Annotated in this window: 19 protein-coding genes and 2 pseudogenes; 11 read left to right on the forward strand and 10 right to left on the reverse strand. The window is 68.2% G+C overall.

Features of this window, described 5'->3' with window-relative positions; all coding sequences use genetic code 11:
- The 7 genes from AB0927_RS11640 (at position 1) to AB0927_RS11670 (ending at position 5,962) form a co-directional block, all read left to right on the forward strand.
- Entirely contained in the window at positions 1-1,188 is a 1,188-nt protein-coding gene (locus tag AB0927_RS11640) for an acyltransferase (protein ID WP_366667376.1), read from the forward strand.
- A 97-nt stretch (positions 1,189-1,285) separates the two neighbouring features.
- A complete protein-coding gene (locus AB0927_RS11645; protein ID WP_366667377.1) occupies positions 1,286-2,068 on the forward strand; it encodes an alpha/beta hydrolase in 783 nt (260 codons plus the stop codon).
- An 83-nt stretch (positions 2,069-2,151) separates the two neighbouring features.
- The gene (locus tag AB0927_RS11650) at positions 2,152-3,330 is read left to right on the forward strand and encodes an acyltransferase (RefSeq protein ID WP_366667378.1); all 1,179 of its coding nucleotides are present in this window, start codon (positions 2,152-2,154) and stop codon (positions 3,328-3,330) included.
- Entirely contained in the window at positions 3,327-4,229 is a 903-nt protein-coding gene (locus AB0927_RS11655; protein ID WP_366667379.1) for an NADP-dependent oxidoreductase, read from the forward strand. Before AB0927_RS11650 ends, AB0927_RS11655 begins: the two co-directional genes overlap by 4 nt.
- A gap of 249 nt (positions 4,230-4,478) precedes the next feature.
- Positions 4,479-4,667: a hypothetical protein gene (locus AB0927_RS11660; protein ID WP_366667380.1), complete on the forward strand. Its 189-nt coding sequence runs from the start codon at positions 4,479-4,481 to the stop codon at positions 4,665-4,667.
- A 42-nt stretch (positions 4,668-4,709) separates the two neighbouring features.
- The gene (locus AB0927_RS11665; RefSeq protein ID WP_366667595.1) at positions 4,710-4,868 is read left to right on the forward strand and encodes a hypothetical protein; all 159 of its coding nucleotides are present in this window, start codon (positions 4,710-4,712) and stop codon (positions 4,866-4,868) included.
- A gap of 503 nt (positions 4,869-5,371) precedes the next feature.
- Complete coding sequence (locus AB0927_RS11670; RefSeq protein ID WP_366667381.1) at positions 5,372-5,962, forward strand: hypothetical protein; 591 nt, start codon at positions 5,372-5,374, stop codon at positions 5,960-5,962.
- A 384-nt stretch (positions 5,963-6,346) separates the two neighbouring features.
- Here the strand turns inward: AB0927_RS11670 and AB0927_RS11675 are convergent, their stop codons facing one another.
- The 8 genes and pseudogenes from AB0927_RS11675 to AB0927_RS11710 form a co-directional block, all read right to left on the reverse strand.
- Positions 6,347-6,541, reverse strand: a complete 195-nt coding sequence (locus AB0927_RS11675) for a hypothetical protein (RefSeq protein ID WP_366667382.1) — start codon at positions 6,539-6,541, stop codon at positions 6,347-6,349.
- Complete coding sequence (locus AB0927_RS11680; protein ID WP_366667383.1) at positions 6,538-7,314, reverse strand: hypothetical protein; 777 nt, start codon at positions 7,312-7,314, stop codon at positions 6,538-6,540. The genes AB0927_RS11675 and AB0927_RS11680 overlap by 4 nt, the downstream gene beginning before the upstream one ends.
- Positions 7,311-9,329: a hypothetical protein gene (locus AB0927_RS11685; protein WP_366667384.1), complete on the reverse strand. Its 2,019-nt coding sequence runs from the start codon at positions 9,327-9,329 to the stop codon at positions 7,311-7,313. The genes AB0927_RS11680 and AB0927_RS11685 overlap by 4 nt, the downstream gene beginning before the upstream one ends.
- Positions 9,326-10,111: a hypothetical protein gene (locus AB0927_RS11690; RefSeq protein ID WP_366667385.1), complete on the reverse strand. Its 786-nt coding sequence runs from the start codon at positions 10,109-10,111 to the stop codon at positions 9,326-9,328. The genes AB0927_RS11685 and AB0927_RS11690 overlap by 4 nt, the downstream gene beginning before the upstream one ends.
- 109 nt (positions 10,112-10,220) lie before the next feature.
- Positions 10,221-10,925, reverse strand: coding sequence for a Crp/Fnr family transcriptional regulator (locus AB0927_RS11695; RefSeq protein ID WP_366667386.1), 705 nt, complete (start codon positions 10,923-10,925; stop codon positions 10,221-10,223).
- 18 nt (positions 10,926-10,943) lie between these two features.
- Positions 10,944-11,438, reverse strand: a complete 495-nt coding sequence (locus tag AB0927_RS11700) for a Pycsar system effector family protein (protein ID WP_366667596.1) — start codon at positions 11,436-11,438, stop codon at positions 10,944-10,946.
- 180 nt (positions 11,439-11,618) lie between these two features.
- A pseudogene (locus tag AB0927_RS11705) lies at positions 11,619-11,735 on the reverse strand (NUDIX domain-containing protein); the annotation flags it as partial.
- Between the two features lie 31 nt (positions 11,736-11,766).
- Positions 11,767-13,209 carry an HNH endonuclease gene (locus AB0927_RS11710; RefSeq protein WP_366667387.1) on the reverse strand — a complete coding sequence of 481 codons (1,443 nt, stop codon included), beginning with the start codon at positions 13,207-13,209 and terminating at the stop codon, positions 11,767-11,769.
- 437 nt (positions 13,210-13,646) lie between these two features.
- On the opposite strand from AB0927_RS11710, the gene AB0927_RS11715 reads away from it, so the two are divergent.
- The 4 genes and pseudogenes from AB0927_RS11715 to AB0927_RS11730 all read left to right on the forward strand — a co-directional run bounded on the left by AB0927_RS11715 (position 13,647) and on the right by AB0927_RS11730 (position 17,524).
- Positions 13,647-14,543 (forward strand): DUF5655 domain-containing protein, encoded by an 897-nt coding sequence (locus AB0927_RS11715; RefSeq protein WP_366667388.1) that lies wholly within the window; start codon positions 13,647-13,649, stop codon positions 14,541-14,543.
- Positions 14,544-14,882: 339 nt separating this feature from the next.
- Positions 14,883-15,005 (forward strand): annotated as a pseudogene (locus AB0927_RS11720) (IS5/IS1182 family transposase); the annotation flags it as partial.
- Between the two features lie 1,020 nt (positions 15,006-16,025).
- Positions 16,026-16,547: a hypothetical protein gene (locus tag AB0927_RS11725; RefSeq protein ID WP_366667389.1), complete on the forward strand. Its 522-nt coding sequence runs from the start codon at positions 16,026-16,028 to the stop codon at positions 16,545-16,547.
- Between the two features lie 113 nt (positions 16,548-16,660).
- Positions 16,661-17,524, forward strand: a complete 864-nt coding sequence (locus tag AB0927_RS11730; RefSeq protein ID WP_366667390.1) for an SAM-dependent methyltransferase — start codon at positions 16,661-16,663, stop codon at positions 17,522-17,524.
- A gap of 24 nt (positions 17,525-17,548) precedes the next feature.
- Here AB0927_RS11730 and AB0927_RS11735 read toward each other — a convergent pair whose 3' ends face one another.
- Together AB0927_RS11735 and AB0927_RS11740 are read right to left on the reverse strand one after the other, a co-directional pair.
- The gene (locus tag AB0927_RS11735) at positions 17,549-18,493 is read right to left on the reverse strand and encodes a helix-turn-helix transcriptional regulator (protein ID WP_366667391.1); all 945 of its coding nucleotides are present in this window, start codon (positions 18,491-18,493) and stop codon (positions 17,549-17,551) included.
- Between the two features lie 95 nt (positions 18,494-18,588).
- Positions 18,589-18,822: a DUF397 domain-containing protein gene (locus AB0927_RS11740; protein ID WP_366667392.1), complete on the reverse strand. Its 234-nt coding sequence runs from the start codon at positions 18,820-18,822 to the stop codon at positions 18,589-18,591.
- Between the last annotated feature and the right edge of the window lie 273 nt (positions 18,823-19,095).

Here is a 19,095-nt window from a genome sequence, read left to right on the forward strand (position 1 = left end):
ATGGCCTCGTCGTCCCCCGTCGCCGCCGCCGGCGACGCGTCCGCAAGCCGCCGGAGCAAGCTCCCCTCGCTGACCGGGCTGCGTTTCATCGCCGCCGCGCTGGTCTTCTTCTTCCACGCCACCTTCAGCGACCCGCCCATGAACCCGTTCGCCGACGAGAGGTGGGAGGAGGGCTTCCGGTGGCTGTTCAGCAAGGCGGGCTGGACGGGGGTGTCGTTCTTCTTCGTCCTCAGCGGTTTCGTGCTGACTTGGTCGGCCCGTCCGGGTGACACGGCCACCGGGTTCTGGCGGCGCCGCCTGCTGAAGATCTTCCCCAACCACGTGGTCATGTGGGCGGCGGCCATGGTGCTGTTCGCCGGGTCGATGACACCGGTGTCCGCGTGGCTGCCGAACCTCTTCCTGATTCACTCGTGGTTCCCGCAGCACGAGACGTTCATCAGCGTGAATCCGCCGAGCTGGTCGCTGTGCAGCGAGCTTCTCTTCTATCTGCTGTTCCCGCTGCTCCTCGGCCCGGTGCTGCGGATCAAGGAACGCGCCCTGGGGCTGTGGGCGGCGGTCATGGTGGCCGGCATGCTGGCCGTGCAGCTGGTCACCGACTTCCTGATGCCGCAGCACCCGCCCACCCCGGAGGGCTTCGGGATCTCGCTGTGGGAGTTCTGGTTCGGCTACAACTTCCCGCCCGTGCGGATGTTCGAGTTCGTGCTCGGCATGATCCTGGCCCGGCTGGTGATGAGCGGAGCCGCTCCCCGCGTCGGTATCGTCCCGGCCGCGCTGCTGTGCCTGGTGGGCTATGCCGCGGCGATGGCCGTGCCCTTCCTGTACGGCCTGAACCTGATGACGGTCGTCCCGATCGCCCTGCTGATCTGCGCGGTGGCCCGCGCCGACGTGGAGGGCACCCCGACGGTGCTGCGTGGCCGCACGATGCAGTGGCTGGGCGAGGTCTCCTTCGGCTTCTACCTCGCCCAGTACGTGGTCATGTATTCCATCCGTACGAGGCTGATGGACGAGCGGCTCTTCAGTCCGCCCGTCGGCGTCCTCGTCCTCCTCGGCTTCTTCTGCGCGACCCTCCTGGTCGGCTGGGCGCTCCTGGTGTTCGTCGAACGCCCCGTGATGCGCCGCTGGGCCAGACCGGCCGCGCGGACCGCCCCCCGTGACGAGGAACCGCGCACCGCCCCGGCCCTGCGCTGACCAGCCGGCGGGCCCCGCTGCCCGCCCCCCGAGTCGCAGCTCACCAGCTCACCCGGTTTACCCAGCACACCCAGCACCCGCGAGTCAGGAGAAACCCGTGCCCACGATCGACGTCCACGGCACCCCCGTTCACTACACCACCCATGGCGACGGACCCGGCATCCTCTTCGTCCACGGCACGGCCGCGGACGGCGAGAGCAACTGGGGCCACTTGCGTGACCACTTCACCGAGCGCCACACCGTTATCACCCCCGACTACTCGGGCAGCGGCCAGACCCCCCTGCACGCCGACGACCTGAGCCTGGACGAGCTGGTCGAACAGGTGGTCGGCGCCGCGCGGGCGGCGACCGACGAGTCGTTCGACATCGTCGGCTTCTCGCTCGGCGCGGTCGTCGCCGCGGCCGCGGCGGCCAAGTACCCGGAGCTGGTCCGACGGCTGGTCGTCATCAACGGCTGGGCCCGCAACGACGACCCGCGCCAGCAGCTCGCGGTCGACCTGTGGCGGCGGCTGCCGGACATCGACCAAGAGGCGTTCGCCGCCTACAGCGCGCTGCTGATCTTCTCGCCGCCCTTCCTGGCCGGCTTCGGCAGCGACGGCGTCAAGTCCACCGTGGCCGGGATCAAGGCCGAGATCGGGACCCTGCGCCAGATCGAGCTGGACCACCGGGTCGACATCACCGATCTCCTGCCCCTCATCGGCGCCCGCACCCTTGTCATCGGCTCCAGCCGGGACCTGCTGATCCCGGTGGAGCACTCCCGCGAGATCCACCGGGCGGTCAAGGACAGCGAGTACGCCGAGCTGGAGAGCGGTCACATGGCTGTCTTCGAGAAGCCGGCCGAACTGGTCCGGCTCATCACCGAGTTCCTCGACCGGGACTGACCCCGGTCGGCAGTCCGCCGGTGCGGCCGGGCCGCTCCCGGCCGCACCGGCCTGCCCACTTCCGTATCCTCCGGAGAGACACCTTGTCCATATCTGCCCAGTCCGGATCCGCCCAGCCCGGTGCGATAACCACGGGGCACGCCCCCCAGCCGCCGCAGGTGGTGCACAGCCGCCTCCCCTCACTGACCGGGCTGCGTTTCATCGCCGCCCTCCTGGTCTTCTGCTACCACTCGTCGCTGGCCCTGCCCGCCCTCAACCCGTTCGCGTCGCCCGGCCTGGCCGACGGATACCGTCGGCTGTTCAGCAACGCAGGCTGGGCCGGGGTGAGCTTCTTCTTCATCCTCAGCGGCTTCGTGCTGACCTGGTCGGCCCGGGAGGGCGACCGGCCGCGGGACTTTTGGCGCCGCCGGTTCTTCAAGGTCTACCCGAACCACCTCGTCACTTGGGTCCTGGCCCTGTCGCTGCTCTCCGGGGCCGCCACCCAGTGGTGGCAGGCGGTGCCCAACCTCGTCCTGGTGCACGCCTGGATACCGGAGTTCACGGTCTTCCTCGGGGTGAACCCGCCCAGCTGGTCCCTCGCCTGCGAGCTGTTCTTCTATCTATGCTTCCCGCTGCTCTTGCGCTGGATCAAGCGGATCCCGGCGGCCCGGCTGTGGGGCTGGGCCGCCGGAGTCGCCGCCGCAGTGATCGCCGTACCGGCGCTGGCCTATTTGGTGCTGCCGTCGAACCCGCCGATGCCCGAGGGATCCCCGGCGTCCGTCTGGCAGTACTGGAGCGTGTACATGCTCCCGCCGGTGCGAGCCCTGGACTTCGTCCTCGGCATGCTGATGGCGCGGATCACCCTCAGCGGCCGCAAGTTCCCGGTCAGGGCGCTGCCCGCCGCGCTCGCTTGTGTGGCGGCGTACGCCCTGTCCCTCCACGTCCCCTGGCTCTACGCCCTCGACGCGGTCTTCGTCGTTCCGATGGCCCTGCTGATCCCCGCGGTCGCCCTCATGGACACCACGGGCCGGCGCTCCCCCCTGCGCGGCCGGGCGATGGTGTGGCTCGGTGAGGTGTCCTTCGCCTTCTACATGATCCATCTCATCCTGCTGAACGTCGTCCGCGACCTTCTCGGTCCCGACCGGTACTTTGGGACCCTGGCAGGGACCGGAGTGCTGCTGGCGCAGTCGCTGCTGACGCTCGGCGTGGCCTGGCTGCTGTATGTGGCGGTGGAGAAGCCGGTCATGCGCAGGCTGGGCCGACCCCGGAAGGTGGCCGTATGAAGGCGGTGACCCTGGAAAGGTACGGGCCGCCCGAGGTCCTCACCGTGGCCGAGCTGGACGAGCCGCGGCCCGCGGCGGGCGAGCTTCTGGTTCAGGTGGCGGCGGCGGGCGTGAACCCGGTCGACCTGGCGGTGCGCCGCGGTGAGATCCCCGCCCCGGTGCTGCCGACCGTCGTCGGCTGGGACGTCTCCGGCACCGTGGTCGACGTGGGCTCCGGCGTCACCCGCTTCCGGGCGGGCGACCGGGTGATCGCCGCGCGCTCACAGCTCGCCACCGGAGTCGGCGTGAGCGCCGAGTACATCGCCCTGGACGAGGACCTCGCGGCCCGCGCCCCCGAGAACACCCCGCTGCGGGACGCCGCAGCCCTGCCGCTGGCGGCCCTCACCGCCGAGCAGGCGCTGTCCCGGCTGGGGACGGGCTTCGGCGGGCGGCTGCTCATCAGCGGCGCCGCGGGAGCAGTCGGCGGTCATCTCGTACAGCTGGCCGCCCTGCGCGGTCTGCGGCCGGCGGGCCTGGCAAGGCCGTCCGACGCGCACACCGTGACGGTACTGGGCGCCCAGGAGGTCTTCTCGGACGCCGAGCCCCCGCCCGCCGGCTCCTTCGACGCGGTCATCGACGCGGCGGGCCGTCCGCGGACGATCGGCGCGGTGCGCGAGGGGGGACGCTTCATCTCCCTCACGCCGTTCGCGGTACCGGAGGCCGAGCGGTCCGTCGACGTGGAGATCTACGGCGTGCGGACCGACGGCCGCATGCTGGACGGACTGGCCCGCCAAGTGGAGGCGGGGAAGCTCGCGTTGCGCGTCGCCCACGTCCTCCCGTTCGAGGACGCGGCGCGGGCGCACGCCCTCCTCGAAGCGGGCGGCACCCGCGGGAAGGTCCTGCTGGTGCCCGTGAGCTGACGTCCCCCCGCAACCCCGTTGAGTAGCCCACGCGCACCGTCCGGGCTTCCCGTCCGGCAGTGGCCCCGATCGCGAAGAAGTGAAGGCGGAGAATCATGATTGGAGAGTTCGTGTTCGTCGTGGGCGAGAATCTGGGCGAACGGTTTGACTCCCGCGACCTGCTGGCCCTGTCCCAGCTCGACGGCTTCCTCGACGGAGTGGGGCCGCTGCCGGTGCTCGTCGCGAGACAGGGGATCGAGGAGCGCGGGCGTGCGGCCGGCCGCGCCGGCGCAGCGCCGGCGCGGCCTGTACGAGTCGAGGCTTATGGACGTGCCGCCGCTGGCGGCGCTGCACTGCTCCAAGGTGCACAAGCGCCGCCCGGAGAACGTCCTTATTGCTGGGCTGCACAGGGCCGGTGACGGCGTGTACCGGGCGACGTTGCGCATCTGCGACGAGTAGGAGATGGTGCTCGATCACCCCACCGGGTCCCATGTGACCGGCATGCTGATCACCGAGGCGGTGCGTCAGATGTCGCTCGCCGTGGGGGAGCGGGAGCTGAAAGCCGTCCGGCACTGCCCGCCGGTTCATTATCAACTCCCTCCAGACCACCTTCCACACGTTCCTGCTGTCGCATCATGTGGAGTGCGTGGCGATCCTTGAGCCTGCCGAGAAGGGTCGCTGACCTGCGGTTTTGTCCGTGCGCATTATGTGCGGTGTGGGCGTTACGGGCGATATTTTGACGCTGAAATGACGCTCGTGACGCTTATTTGACGCTCCTTCTGATGGGATGTCAGGCGCACGTTGGGCAGGTCAGGCGGCGTCAAGGCTGCGAGTAACGATGCAGTGCCGAAGGCTGGTGACGCTCAAAGCGGAGCCGCCGGTCCTGCAGATCAGAAAGAGATCAGTGAAGGCGGTGACCTGCCTCAATGAGTTGATGGCTGCCGGCCTGCGCGAATGACCTGCTAGCTGTTTCACGTTCGTGCCGGTTGCTGGGGCCGGAAGTCCCAGAAGTCCCAGAGGGCTCCCAGTGCTGACGGACGCCCTTTCGGCTCTATACACCAATGTGGGTTCGTCGGAGACGCCTCTGTTGTCGATGAAAGCGCTGGCCCCTGGCGTCGGGTGACTGGCGCTCGGTGGATGCCTTGCGGGATCGTAGGTTCCTGATGATCGACGATGACTCTGCGGTGCCCGCCAATCCTCGGGCGGCCTACAGTGAGCGGCCCGTCGCGCGGGCCCGGCGGGCGAAGGCGCAGGAGCTCATCGATCGGCTCGTTGCCGAGGGGCGTGTGCGGATCACTGATCCCGATGACGGCGAGGTCGCGGAGTGGCGGCGTGTCGTCAACTACGCGAAGCGGCACGGTCTCGAGCCTGTGGGCAAGCGCATCGAGAAGGTTCCGTACGGCGGGCCAGGTCTGGAGTTGTTTCTCGCGGAGGGCCCGCATCCCAATGCACGGAGTCAGCGGCCGCAGGCGGTCGAGGGTGTGGTGCCTGTCCCCGCGCGGCTCGGGCACCTGCATCCGGTGGTGATAGCGCTCAAAGACGACGAGAGCCGTCTGGTGATGCCGTCTGCGCTGCGCCGTAGGTCGCTTCTGCTGCTAAAGGGTTTGGCGGCTGAGGCGGTGCGGCGGGGGTACGAGCTGCGCAAGGCGGGGTCGTCTTTCTTCCCGCGCGAGGGCGGAGTGGACGTCGATGTCGACGGTAGTTGTCGTCCTCGGGGCGCTGACCTGCGCAGACGGCTCCGGAAGGCATCCTGAGCTGCGGCTTTGCATCTTTCCGGGGCTTTCACCGTGCCGCAGATTTGCGCGGTCGATTCTCCCCAGATTCTCCCCAGCGAAAGCTGCGCTGAGAGGGAGCAGCCACCGCTGGGGCCGTCGTCTTGCCGTGCGAACGTCGACTACGCAGCGTTCTGAGGCCCGGCGGGCACGTTGGGCTCCGCCTCCCCCGACGGCTTCGTAGGACCCAGGGCGGAGGTGACTGCGAACTTAAACGCAGTCACCATCCTGGGCCCCGTGCTGCCCATGATGTCTGGCAGTACCACCGGATCGCGTGAGCACCGGTCCCTTCGAGACGTCCGGCTCGCCGGCAATGACTTATGCCGCGCCCATTTGGCACATGTCTCGCAGCAGCACTGCCCGTGATCAAGGAAGCGCGTCTCCAGGATCGTCAGGTTGGTGGCCGTGAACGCGGTACACGAGCTCGTCCGGGTGGCGCATGACCCTGGCCAGTCGCCACGCCGCGTCGTACGGCCTGCGGCCGCGCTCCCGGGACCACAGGCGTAGGGCGAGCAGACTGGTGAGCGGGTCGAGCAGCCAGCGCAGTACGGAGGTCTTCACTGATCGTCCTCCGTTGCGAAGGAGACGGCCGTGGGGGAGGGCGCCACGAACTCCAGGTCGCCGGAGGGCGACGGCCAGGGGAACCCGTCGGCCCAACCCATCTGCTCGAAGAGCGTGCGGGCCGTGGCCATGAACCGCGCCTGCCGTCCCGGCACGTCCTCCAATCGCTCCCAGACGTAGAGGAGGGTGTGGGCGAGCCGCTCGGCTTGCGTGCGCTCGGTGACCGACGTCCCCACCAAAGGGAGGATCGTCTCCCTGAACGATGCCCAGTTGAGGGCCGACAGGTCGTCCAGATGTTGCTCGAGCCACCAGAGGCGGGCGCTGTCCCCGTCGGTGCACACGGTCCGAGCCAGCTCTTGCCGGCGTAACCGGTCCTGTGCGAGGCGGAGTTCAACCTCGCGCAGGGCGTCCTGGTGCCTTTGGGCCCGATCGGCGTCCTGCTGGGGGAGCAGCAGGGTGACTCGTGCCCTGAGCCAGAGGCCGGGGTGGCTGCCGGGGCTGTGCCATGGCGAGACCGCCAGGGTGAGCTTCTGTTGAGCGCATTCCAGTTCCTCGGGACGGTGCTCCTCGGTGATGCCGCGGCCGAGTTCGTCCAGGGCCAGGCGCGCCGCCGCTCGCGCGGCGGTCGCGTGGTGGGTCCCGGTCGCCCGGGGCGGGACCAGATGGGTGAGAGTGCCGCGCGCGAGGAAGCGGACGCCCGGCAGGCAGGTGGGCCAGTACGCCGTGAACCGGCCGACCCGCCGTCTCCACCAGGGACCGGGACGATCGGTCACGCCTCCGGTGCCTTCCGAACGAGGCTGTAGTGCTGCATGGCGTGGCCGAGGATGTCCCGCCAGAACGGCCGTACCACCGCCCCCTCGTCCACCAGCAGCCGGTCGAGCCGCAACCGCAGCCGTGGCGGGGCGAAAACCTCCGCGAGCAGGGCGATCACCGCGTCCCCCTGGTCGGCGTCGTGCTCGAATCGCTCCTGCCACCGGGCAAGCTGGTCGAGCACCGGGTCCACGGCCTCGTTGGTGGACAGCAGCGTTTGCCAGGCACGGACGAAGTGCTCCCTGCTGGACGCGTCGCCGGCCGAGGCGAGGACCAGGTCCGTACCCGTGTCGCTGAAGACGAGTGCGAGGAAGGCCCCCAACGCCTGGCGGTGCGCCTTTCCGGCGGCCTCGGTCCCGTGCTTCTTCAGCCACTGCACGACCGTCTTGGCCACGAGGTCGGGGGCCTGTCGGACGAGCTCCCGGAAAGCGCTGACCAGTTTCTCGGCGCCGAAATCCTGCTCACCCGCTGCCTTGCCCAGGCGGGTGAGGGCGAGCGCCGGCTGCTGCTGGCCCCAGGGCCCGCCACAGACGTCGACGACCAGGTCGACCTTCTCCTTGTTGCTGGACTCCGCCCAGTTGAGGAGGCGGTCGCGGACGTAGCGGCCGAGTTCGGCGTCCGTTGCGGCCTTCGTGAGCGCCTCGACGGCCAAGATGCGCCGAGGGCCGGTGAGCCCCGTCGCGAGGGCGTCGAGCACCTTCCTGTCGTGCCGACGTACCGCCAGGCGCAGGAGGGCTTCGCTTGCGAGTCGGGCGTCGTCCTCCGGGACGGACCGATTCGCGGCGACACCGACCGCCCACGTCGTCAGCAGGTCATGCTGGGTGGGGAACTCGTCCCACAGATGACGCAGGATGGCGGCGGGCAGCCCCTGGCACTTGCGGTCGTGGTGTGCACGTTCGCCGACGGGCTCGATCTCGGCTGCTTGGAGCCGACGGGACGAGGTCGCGTCAGTGAGCACGTCGGCCGGTCCGCGGGCCTGGCCCAGGGAGGCGAGCAGGTCGTCGGACGCGCGGACGATGGAACCGCGCCGCCCTCCGTCGAGCAGCGCTCCAGCCCACACCGTGACCCGAGTGGACAGCAACGACGGACTCCCGTCGACCGCACCGCGCTTGTTGAGGAGCTTCTCTACCGTGATGTGCCAGTCGCCGAATCGGTCCACGGCTTCCTTGAGCTGTTCCCTGCCCTTGGCCGCATCGATGAGTCCGGCCAGCCGGCACGCCTCACGGGCGGACGGGTCGGCTTCCCAGATGGGGGAAAGCTTCTCGTCCGTCAGCCAGGCCACCCGGTCCCCGTGACCGTGCGCGTCGAGCTCGGCCTCGACCAGACGCCGCGCACTGGGGGACTCCAGCCGTACAGTGACGTCGCCGGTGGCATCGGCCCACGCGCCCTGCCAGTCGCCCGGGGTGGCGAGCACGACCAGGAAGGACCCCTGTTTGCGCAGCGCCGCTCCATGACGGACCAGGTCTTGGCCGAAGCGGGCGGGCGGCTCGTCCGGGAGGTCGGAGAGGTCGAGCAGGTAGCCCGTCGCCGGGCGCATCGGCAGGCACTGGGTCCCGGGCTTGGCCCACTCCGGTTCCAGGTCGAACAGCTCCGGCTCTCGCGGTACCGCCGTACGGCGCAGGAGCCGTACCGCCGCGGTCCGCCGGCCGCTGCCGGTGGGCGCGCACAGCACCACGACGCCGTGCCCTTCGAGGATCTTGGCGGCGTCGGGCAGACGGTTCGGCTCCCGGGGTTCGACGAAGCGCCCGTCTTCGCTCGCACGGTAGGCGGGGTCGCGGCCGTCGATGGACAGGGTCTGGACGTAGTCACCGTTCAGGTGTACGGCGTAGTGGACCGCCTGGACACTGTGGTCGCCGTATTGGTGGAACTCCGACGCATTCGATGGCGGCGCGCCGGCCGGGTCCTCGTGCGCCCCGGGCCTCACCGGATCGATTCCGTGGTCCGTCGGGTCGGGTGCTTCGCTGCTGAGGTCGCTCATTGCCGCCCCCGCTTGTCGTAGAAGTTGTAACCCTGCTTGCCGTGCTCGCCGTACTGGTGGAACGTCACCGCGCCGGAACCCACTGGAGTCGTGGGAGCCGACGCCACGTGCGCCCCGGCTCCCGGCTCCTCCTCATCGCCCGCCGCAGCGGACGGCTCGAAGATGTCCGGATCCGCGAGCCCCCAGTCGAAACCCGGAAGGTGGAGATAGGCTGGCTGCTCGAACTTCTTCACCCTCACCAGATGCCGGTGGAAGTGCGCCGGCAGTACGTCTTCGTTGACGCAACCGCTGTCGAAGACGTCCTCGTACACCCGCTGGGAGACGATCACGGCGGTGTTGGTGATGTCGGGATGTCCGCGCTCGAGCACAGCCCGCAGCGTCTTGTCGTCCAGGAGCCGGTGGGTGTACACCATGGGCACGCCCAACCCGCTCTGAGGCAACGGCCCGACGTGGATACTGACCCGCAGCTGCAGCGGCTTGAGATGCGGGTTCTCAGCCCGCCGCAGGGCGAGCGCCTGGCGAAGTGCGTCGGGAAAGTGCCCCACCAGCGCGGGCAGGACCTCGGGGTCCATGCCGGCGACGTAGCCATCACCCGTGTGCTGGCCGAACACGCGCCGCTCCCAGTGCGCGCTGACGTTGCTGGCGCTCAACGCCTGGGCCAACAGAGGTGGGATATCGGCATTTACCCGCTGCATCCCCTTGCTGTCGAGTGATCCGAAGTCCCTGGCGTCCACGGCCAGCACGGCCCGGTAGGGCCACAAGGGCTCCCATGACGGCAGCATGCGCCGCTCCTCTCGTCGCTCTCCCCGCCCACGCGGCGGGAGAGCACCACCCTGTTCGAGGAGCCGGGAGCCGACCGTCCAGCGCTGGACGGTACGGGCGTGCGCCGCGTCACATCACAGGAGCTCCGCGCGGCGGCCGGTCGCCGTCACCCACCCCGTCGTCCTGGGCGGCGGCCCTCAGCAGGGCAGGATCTCTGACAATGAGCCGCCGACGGCCGAGCGTGACAATGCCGTCGGACTGGAGACGCGCGAGGGCGGTAAACGCTGATGACCGGCTCATGCCCGCCATCGTGGCCAAATCCTCCCTCGGTATGCCCAGCTCGACGACGACACCGCCCGTCCCGTCACGGTGCCCCACCTCGTCCGCGAGATGGACGACCACCCGTGCCAAGCGCGCCGGCGGCGGCAGATGAGCAAGGTCGGCGCGCAGACGCTCCTGACTGTTCAGCCGGTCCACGCTCAGCCTGTACACGACAGACTCCAGGCGATGCCGGGTCACGAATCCGCGGAAGGCGTGTGCAGCCATGACGACACCGGCGCAGGGGCGTACTGCGGTCACGGTCGCCGAACGCGGCCGGTCGAGCAGCACACCCATCTCACCGAGGACCTCGCCGGGACCGCGGAGCATCAACGTCAGACGGTCCCCAGCCTCATTGCCCTGCACCACCTTGACGAGACCGTCGACCAGCGCGATCACACCGTCGGGCGACTCGCCCTGGGCCAGGAGCACCGCCTGGCTCCGGTAGGCGCGCCGATGCCCGCGTTCAATCAAATCACGCCAGACCTCAGGAGAGACGAGGGAGAGGAAGTTCACCGTGATACCTCCTCGTCCTCACGCGAAGGCGGTGGCCACGGCGAAGCAGCCGCAGCCCGCGACTGCCAGGACGAGAGAGCACTGCACCCGGCGGTGTTTGGCCCAGGCGATCTCGCTCATCACCACCACCTGCCGTGTAAGCGAAGGCAGCGGGTCCGTGTTCCGCAGCGCCCTCTCCAGCTCGGCTGGTTCCATGAGCCGCAGGTGTCCGAAGTACAGGAAGTCGCCATCTGGTTCTGGCCCTCGCCGCTCCTTGCCGAGCCGGGGAGAAGCAGCCCACGCGGCGCAACAGGCACCCGCCATGATGAGTACGACACCGAGCCACAACAGCGTCTGCGCCGCGACGGACTCGAACCCGCCCGCCGTCCGCCGGGAACTCGCCAGCAGACTCAGTACGGCCAGCGTGGTGGATTGCAGGGTTAAGGCGAGCGCGGCTTTCGAGTCCGCCCTGGCCGTCGCATCCGCGACGGCTGACTGGATCTTCCACGCTGTTTCGGTCGGCTCAGTCGGCACGGTGACATCCCCCTGGCGCAGCCAGTGTCCACTCACTGGTGCTGCGCTGAAGGCTGCGCAGGCAGGGCCGTCCAAAAACGTACGGCGGACATCTTGGCCTGAACACGGTGGCGCAGCGAGCGATCCCCGTGGGTGCTGTCGTAAGCGAACGTCCGTGCTCCGCCCGCCCGTTTCGAGGCCGGACTCCTCGGCAAGTTCTTGGACCGCGGCCTCGGTGAAGGTCTCGCCCCGGCTCCCGGAACCACCGGGAAGTTTCCAGGTGTTGCGGTGGTGTCTCCCCAGGTGTGCACTGCGCACAGTTCCTGAGGGCGGGTGCTGCCCGTCTGCCTCAGTGCTCCGCTGGCTTCGGTGCGCTTGCGAGCGGTGCCGGGCCGCTGGCGGTCCAGCGGTGGCGGTGGTGACGAACGTACCGGGGGTCGATGAAGTGCCACCGGTGGAGTGTGATCTTCTCTCCGAGTTTGCCTGTCACCGTGTCGAGGATCATGAGACCGTCGGTCAGGACCAATGCTCCCGCGTCAAAGCGCGTGTGGCAGTTCGGGCAGAGGCACAGCAGGTTCTCGACGACGTCGGGCCCACCGTCCTCCCTCGCTCGGATATGGGCTGCTTCGCTGGATCGATGGCGAGGCGGGGGCAGGACCAGGACGGTGCCGCAAATCTGGCAGCGGTCTTGATACCACTCCTTCAGCTTGCGGACGGCACTGCTATCGGCCTGCGGCCGGTCCCCGTAAGTGCCTCTTCTCCCCGTCGGCCCCCAGTGTCCGGCCTCGAGTGCGTTCGGGAGAAGCAGCGGGGCGTCTTCCTCAGGTCCCGGTATGCCACCCAGTCCGTCGTCCATGGCTCGGATGAGCCGATCTACCGTGCTTCGGTCCATGGCGATGAGGCGTGCGGTGTCCAGTACGGCGCGGCGGACCAGTGTCCAGGCGGCTTGAATATGAACGCTGTGGATGGCGGTGCGTTCAGTCGCGGCGAGCGTGCCGGCGATACGCGAGACATGGTCGCCGACCCGGACGAAGAAGTCGGCGTGCGGCTCGGGCAGAACGGTGTCCCACTCGGCCTCCGCTGCGCGAACCATGTCCCACTGCAATGTTGCGCGCGTGGTGTAGGTGAGGACGGGACGGGTGTTGAAGGCCCAGGCGTACGCCGCGGCGAGCGCGTCCCGCCAGTCGCCCGACGCCGAGTCGACGCGGGGGGCGACTGGCGCTGCTCGCCGAACGAAGTGCAGGACGCGGGAGTACGTGGCGGCGTCCGTGGACAGAAAGCTTCGCCAATCCCGGATGAACACGTCCCACGCGGCTCCCACGTGCGGCGGGACGGGTCTCCTCGTTGCCCGATAGCGTCCGACGCCCCGCGTGGGCAGTGTGTGCTGCCCGTCCCATGCCATGCGTATCTGCCTCTCCATGGCCGTGCTGATCGCGGAGCCGCTGCGACCTGACGTGAATGGAGAACCAGTCAGGAGGAACACAGGCGTGCCTGCGCCGGCGTTGTCCGCTCGGCGGGTGGCGTGGGCGGCAGCGCCGAATTGTCGTTCATCCGTGACGTCGCGGCGAATTGCCAACGGACCCAGCCCGTCGAGGAGACGGCCCAAGAGATGATCGATCGGCTCGCCTGCACACCCGTCAGAACGCACGAAGGACGTCCAGACCGTCATCGGGGCCTCCAGCCATGAACTGATCGAGACTGCTGGGGTGATGGAAGCAGACCACCAGCTGATCGCCGCCGCGTAGAGGTCCGACGGATCGATTCCAGCAGCGCCGGCTTCTGCCTGCGCCATTTCCCCAAGGGGTCCTCGCAATATGACACCGTCGCTCATGTCCCACCCCCGTCTCGGCGTGCCCCGCGGCGTTGCCGTGCCTTGGGTGAGTCTGCCCGACCGCTCGCACAGCGGAAGCCACCTACCGCGGGCCTCCGACGATGCTCCGGAATGAGGTGGTTTGATCCGGTTTGCGCGATAGGGGTAGTGCTTAGAAGGCGCCTGCTCTATCCGCTGAGCTACGGGGGCTGACGTGGGCAAACGCAGCTTCCGGACGCTGTCCCCCAGGGTGCGGGGGACGCATGGGGGAATCGTCGATTCCCGGTGCCCAGGAGACGCGAGCGCTTACCGACCGGGCGCACGTAGGATCTCACACCATCTTCACGCCCCCGTAGCCTCTCGCGGAAACAATCCTGCACCCCGTCGGCGTTGATGATCTCCGAGCCGAAGAGAGGAAGGTGTCGGGCCTGAAGCTGTTCCGCACAGATACGACGAATGGCGGCATGACCGAGGTCGTGCCGCGTCTTGCTGAGGTCGAGGCCGATGTGCAGGGCTTCGTCGAGGCGTACATGGAGACGCTGCTGGGGGTCCGGTTCCTGGCGAGCGAGTACGGCACCGGGCCAGTGCACGGGGGCCGGATCGACTCGCTCGGGCTGGACGAGAACGGCTCGCCGGTCATCGTCGAGTACAAGCGCGGCGTCGACGCCGGCGTCATCAACCAGGCGCTCTACTATCTGGCGTGGCTGATGGACCACCGAGCGGAGTTCGAGTACCTGGTCCGCGACCGGCTCGGGGCGACGGCCGCGTCCCAGGTCCTGTGGAGCAGCCCGCGCCTGATCTGCATCGCCGGCGACTTCACTCGCTACGACGTGCATGCCGTGCGCGAGCACCGGAGGTCGATCGACCTGGTCCGCTACCGACTCTTCGGCAGCGACCTGCTCGGGCTTGAGACCGTGGCGTCGGTGAGCGGCGGCATCCAGGTAGCGCGCAGGGCGCGCCGTCAGGCGGTTGCCAGGGCGGCGGCCGGCGCCGAGGGCGCGTTGATGGCGGAGTTGGCGAGCGCGGTCGACGAGGTCCTGCTCGGGCTCGGGGACGGCGTGAACCGTGTCGAGCGCAAGCAGTACCGGGCGTACCAGCGGCTGCGGAACTTCGCCTGCCTGTGCCCGCCGCAGCGGAGCAAGCTGCTGGTCTACCTGAAGGTCAACCCGAAGGACGTCGACCTCGTTCCGGGCTTCACCCGGGACGTGTCCGGTCTCGGTCACCACGGGACGGGCGACCTGGAGGTCCAGCTCCGTACGCAGAGGGATGTGGAGCGGGCCCAGGATCTGTTCCGGGCGAGCTACGCGGCGGCGTGATCGGGGGCCGCTGCTTGCCTCCTTGCGGGCTGCGCTTCGTGTCGTGCGTGCGGTCGTGGGTGGTTGCCTTTCGACGTGCGGGCAGGTTGTGGCGGTGGACCATCAGTGGTGCGCGGGATCGCCGGTTTGGCCAACCGGCGATCCCGGGCTATGTTGCCCCGCTTGTCTGGACACCCATGCGCGCCCTCGCGGCCCGCACCGGCTGCGCCACGAGCGCCCAGTACCGGTCTCCGAAGCTGAGGCCCACGCCGGAGACGGTGCGGACGAGTGCCTTGCGGACCATCGGGTTCTTTTTGCGGCCGCCCACGGGGAGCAGCCGCTTGCGCTGACGCGGGGCCGGTGCGGATTGGGTCGCTGATCGCCGCGTCGCGGCAGGAGTGCGGCGACCCGGTGCGCACAGGCCGACCATGGAGTCTGGAGGGCCCTGTCCTGTCGGTCGCCGCCCACTGGCGGACCGACTTGGTCTAGCGACCATTGCGGGCGAGTGCCGCATGCGCCGATGTCCTGTACCGCGGAGGCAGGACTCGGGAACGGCCTGATCTAGTCCCCGAGCGGTGCGCCTGTCGAGAGCCTACCGGCGAAATCCCTTGCACCGCGGCCTTGCCCAGTCCGACACCGCGGTGGCCGACTGACGTGAACCGGCGCCACCGCCGAGGCAGCGCTGCTCGGGCTGACTCAAGATTCCGGGCCGAGCCGGATCTTTCACCGCTCCGCGCGGCGGGGCGCGCAGATCACTCGAAAGAGTGACGCCGTAAGCGCTGGGCATCAGGCGTTTTCACCCCGGGCTGGGAAGGATTTCTTACCCGCACAGAAAGCAAGCCTGTCCGACTGGGCCCCGAGAAGGGGTGTTTGGCTTCGATCCAAGGTGTGCCGCCGGTAACTGGCCGACAGGTGTACTGAGTTCCCGGGGTTGTTTTCGCGGCTTTCGGGCGTGCCTGGAGCGGTTGAAGTGCGATTAACGTGCAGCACGGCACGGAAAAGGGCCCCGAGGTGGTTACGAGTCAGCATCGAGGCCCTTCTCGACGTGCCTGGCCGAGCCCACGTAAGGAGAAGGGCATGACTCAGCACGTCCGCCGGATGGTCGCGCGCGTCCTACCGGCAGCCAGGGAGACTAGCATTCCGCTTTCAGCTGCTATCCAGGCGCGAGTTGAGAGCGTCAGTACCTTGACGCTCCGGTTTGGCACCGCCGTGTCGGTGGGAGCGATCGGCGGCGCCGCGATGTGCCCGCACTCTTTCCCCGCGCGGCTCCTGACCGCGGTGCTGGTCTGCGCTGCCTGTGATCGCAGCGGGTTCACGCGTATCAGGGTCCGCCGCTCCCACTGATCCTTCCGGTTCGGAACGCCGCGTGATGGCCGGCTGCCGCTCGACGAGGAGGCAGTCGGCCCCAACGAGTATGCCGCCGACCGTACTTGCGCTTCTGCCGCGCGGCGCGAGCCTTCAGGCTGCGCGTGCGAAGAGGCGATCAGCTGTGAGGTGATCCCCATGCTGCCGCACGCTCGTCAGCCAGGACCGCAGACCACGCAATTTTTCGGTGAGCAGCCCCTTCTGCCACCATTCCCGCATCACCGTGGCGTCGGTCTGGGGGCGGCTGCCGCCTACACCGCCTTCTGCCACGACCATCGGCCGGTCTACGAGCAGTACGCCGGCGCCGTCACCGGCAGTACGCCATACGGGCCGATCCTCGCTCACGAAGCCCTGCGGGAACTCGCCGCCCAGTGGCCGGCCGCACAGCGTGGCGCCGGTCCGTGCGTGCTCGGGTGGTCCCTGCTCCGCGCCACGACAGCTGCGAGCCGGACATCCACCGTGCGAACACTTCAGCGAAACCTCAGTGCGCGGGAGGCCGACGCCCTCGTACTGTATTACCGGCTCGGACTGACGGCGCAGCAGGGCGGCTGCGCGATGGGGGTCTCGCCCAGCACCTTCGAACTGCTCAGACGTGTTGCACTGCGCCGGGCCGCGGACCTCGACTGGGGTGGGCATATGCCAGTGTCGGATGCACTCTGACCTGCGAGAAGTGCGCCGGGGCGCTTTCGAGTCAGGTTGTTGTCGGGATAGCTCCCATCGGGTTTCGCCCGTTGGTGGTGACGGGTAGCAGTCGGCTGGTACGACCTCCTAACATGGCGTCTCTACCACCGGAGTCCGCCTCGTCAGGGATTGACGTGTGCGGCCCAGAGTGCGGGGAGCGGCTCATTCCTGACCTCAGCAAACCCAGTGTTGCTCGAATGTACGATCATCTTCTTGGCGGGACCGACAACTATCAGGTCGACCGGGATGCGTGCGAGGAATTACTCCAGCTCGCGCCCAGTACTCGGGACCTTGCTCTTGTGAACCGGGGTTTCCTGGTGCGCGCGGTGCGATATCTCGCTCGCGAATGTGGAGTACGGCGATTCCTCGACCATGGGTCCGGCCTGCCCACCCGACCGAACGTTCACCAGGTGGCCCAGGACGTCGACCCGTTGAGCGAGGTCGTCTACATCGACAACGACCCCGTCGTTCATGCTCACGGACGCATGATCCTTGCCGAGGACCCGACAACAACGGCCGTCCTCCAGGCGGACATGCGTGACACCGACAAAATTTTCAATAGTCCTGAAGTCCGGCATCTGTTGAGGGACAATCAGCCTGTTGCCGCTCTCTTCGTCTCAGTCCTGCACTGCATTCCCAACCGTGATGACCCGTGGGATCTCGTACGGCGAGTGGCCGGCCGTCTCCCAGCTGGCAGCTACGTGGTCATCTCCCAGCTAGCCAGCGATGATGCCGGGCTGCGCGCGCAGATCACGCAGTTCATGGCGGAGATTACCGGAGGCGAGTGGGGGGAGGTCCGGTCGATCGGTGACGTCAACCGGTTCTTCGAGGGCCTCGAACTCGTGGGCGCCGCAAAGCCGGTGGAGGTCTCGCGCTGGCAGCCCGACAGCGACCTCGCGCCGCGTCAGCGCACCGACGAGTGGATCGAGTACGGCGGCGTTGGGAAGATCCGGTAGGCGTGGCGGACCAGGGTGTGTTGGTCAGTCGCTGAGGCGCTTGATGTGGCGCACCAGCAGATCCACGGTCTCCTGTTTCGGCAGGGCCCTGGTCCACAGGTCGTCCAAGGAAGCCTGGTACATCTCGACGTCGGGGATTTCGAGGAGCAGGTCGCCGGAGCGGTTCCTGGTCTCCAGATAGACCGCGCGGCCAACGCTGTCGTCGTGCGGCTTGAGCAGCATCATCGAGGGATGCAGAGCTGTGCCCTGGTGCATGGCGGTGCCCGGCAGGATACGGATGTGGATGTTTGGCCGGTTCACCGTGAGGCTCAGCAGGTGCATCAGCTGCTCTCGGTGGACGACGCGACCGCCCACTTCCAGGATGAGTGCCGGCTCCCCGAGGATGGCCTCGAAGACGGGCGCATCGTCGTCCTCGTCGAGGAGCGTCTGCCGCTGCAGCCTGATCCCCAGGCGCTGATTGAGCAGTGCTTGGAGGGTCCGCCGGCCCTCTTCGGTGGTCTGCGCGAGGACGAGGTCCATCATGACGGCCTTGGCATGCCTGCGCGTCTGAAGCATCCCGGGGATGCCGTTCTCCTGATAGGTGCGGATCACCTTGGAGGTGGCCTCCAGGGCGTACAGGCCAGCCACGGGCTCGGAGACCACGTCGGACTGCACTGCCCATGCCGGGGAACTCTTCATCCGCTGCAGGGACTGCGCCGCCTCCTCGCGGACGTAACGCGGGGCTTTGCACGCCTGCAGGAAGGCGTCCACCTTCGCCGGGTCCTGCGCTGTGCCCCCGGTCTCGTAGCGGCTCAGGGTGGAGATCGACCCCATGGTGGGCACCTCGGCGACCGCCTGGGACAGAGTCCAATTCCGTTGCTTGCGGTACTGCCGGAGGATCGCGCCGACGGACCGCGCCAGTGGATGCGGTGCGGTCCGCGACGACTTCTTCTTACCTGAACCGGGCAGCGAGATGAGACGACCAGCCACGAGGCGAACTCCTTGTGCTTGAGCGGCACCTGTGCCGCGGCGCACACAGCATTATTCGCCCATTCAGCTCAAAGCAAGTTCAGGCCAAAGGTCTTTCAGGCAGTTACTGCCCGGAATTCGCCCTTGAGCATGCCATCTTCGAACGCGGCCCACTCGCCCCGTGTGAGGATCAGCGCCGGACCCTCGGGGTCGCGGGAGTTGCGCACTGCGACGTTTTCACCGGCCTTGGCGACTTCAACACACTCGTTCAAGCCGTCGCTGCGAGATGCCTTGATCCATCGCACCCCCTCCAGTTTCGCGGCGCTCATGCCGTTGAAAAGTTTCTCCATGGCCTACCCGCTTTCGTGCCCTGACCAGCGTGGATGCCTGAATGGCTGGGTCAGTCCGGACTCTGCTGTCGTTGTTTTCACTGGCTGCGTGAAATTTGCATGCTCCGGTGAGAACGTGCAGGAGTCTAGCTCTTTTGGATCTCGTCACGCTGTCCCTCGAAGGGGTGTTCTCGCCCCCCATGGAGAGATAAATAGGAAAAGCACATAGGTGCGAGGGTGGTCGTATGCGGGCGGGAGAGAATGGCCGAATAAGGCGCCCGGGTGCACGCGTCG

Source organism: Streptomyces sp. NPDC048106 (genome assembly GCF_040706415.1).
GTDB lineage: Bacteria > Actinomycetota > Actinomycetes > Streptomycetales > Streptomycetaceae > Streptomyces.